The following is a 1522-nucleotide window of genomic DNA, read 5'->3' on the forward strand; positions in this document are numbered from 1 at the left end:
AGTAAACTCAAAATCACAGCGCGATCGTGGATAGGCAGAGGATAAATGTTTCTGTCCACTCGACGACGGCTCCATAGGTATCGCCGGTATGTCCGCCAAAACGGCGGTGAAAATAATACCCAACCAAAACAGTAATTGTGCAACTAGCTATAGAGCGGATCGAGATCGCCAAGCCATTTGCTGGCTGGAGGTAAATCTGGCATCCCGTTACCATCAATAAGCAAGCTAAACCTAAGGCAATATCTTGAGCTGCATTCAGTCCTTGACGATGGAATGCGCCTTTTCCTTGGGCTTTGAGATAGGGATACAGCGCGATCGCGAGTACTTGTCCCCAGCGGCTCCAGCCCGCAGCTAATGCCAATATCCAAATTCGATCGTGAGTAATTTCCGTCAGCGCACAAGTTTTGAGCAGGATAATCGCCACCGATACCATCGCCCCAAATGCCCCGGTGACGCTATCGGACATGACTGTCAATCTTCGATCGGGATCTTGCACCGCCAAGCCATCGGCACTATCCATCGCGCCATCGAGATGCAGTCCCCCAGTCCACCAAATCCACAGCACAACGACGATCGCCGATCGAGTTAAGCTGGGTACATTCAATCTGTCTAATCCCAGATCGACTAAACCCAATCCAGTTCCCAGTAGTAGACCAATTACAGGTGCCCAGCGGGCAATGCGGCTAAAATCTAATTTTAAATTTTGTGAGACTGGGAAGCAGGTATAAAAAGTCAGCGCGGCGAGCAGCGAATTGAAATTGAGTAACAACACAGATATTTAGTAACTTTACCAACCTAATTTTGAAGATTAGGCATGTCCGAACGCCAATCCAGCAACCAACATTCCCAAGACTAGAAAAGGTTGGGCACTGGCTTGATATTTGACATCATTTTCCAACGGGTTGCGGAGGAAATACATATCCTGAAAGGTAATCTGGGGAATAATTAAGAGCAATAAAATTGCAGCATAAAGATTTTGGTGAATCGTAATTAGATAAATCCCGATGCCAGCTTGGAAAATGTCAATCATTAACACGCAAATCCAAGCAGACTTTTGCACGCCAAACATGACTGGCAAAGACTTGAGGCCAAATTGACGATCGCCTTCCACGCTTTTGAAATCATTAACGATCGCGATGCCCAAGCCAGCTAGACTATAAAATAAAGTCATGATGACGATCGTCCAATTGAGCGTCCCGAATAACGCATGACCCGCCCACCAGGGTAAAGCAATGTAGCTCGCACCGAGTGCGTAAGTACCCAACCAGCCATTTTGTTTGAGCTTCAATGGGGGAGCTGAATAAATATATGCGACAAAGGCACCACCAAGTGCCAAACAAGTCATTACTGGGAACTCATGACCTACGGCTCGATCGAGGATATAAGCGACCCCAATGCCACCAAATAATAAGATAAAAATTTGCACTACTACCTGGGAGCCAGAAATTGCCCCCGAAGGAATCGGACGATAGGGTTCATTCACCGCATCGATCTCGCGATCGTACCACTCATTCACAACCTG

At 47.1% G+C, this 1522-nt stretch carries 2 protein-coding genes; both read right to left on the bottom strand.

All coding sequences use genetic code 11. The features are described 5' to 3' along the window. Positions 1–13: 13 nt before the first annotated feature. Positions 14–769: an adenosylcobinamide-GDP ribazoletransferase gene (gene cobS / locus RMO84_RS07680; protein WP_396135799.1), complete on the bottom strand. Its 756-nt coding sequence runs from the start codon at positions 767–769 to the stop codon at positions 14–16. 39 nt (positions 770–808) lie between these two features. Beyond that, on the bottom strand, positions 809–1522 hold a 714-nt coding region (chlG, locus tag RMO84_RS07685), incomplete at its 5' end, for a chlorophyll synthase ChlG (protein WP_310487878.1).

The sequence above is a fragment of the Chamaesiphon sp. VAR_69_metabat_338 genome (assembly GCF_031423935.1).
Lineage (GTDB): Bacteria > Cyanobacteriota > Cyanobacteriia > Cyanobacteriales > Chamaesiphonaceae > Chamaesiphon.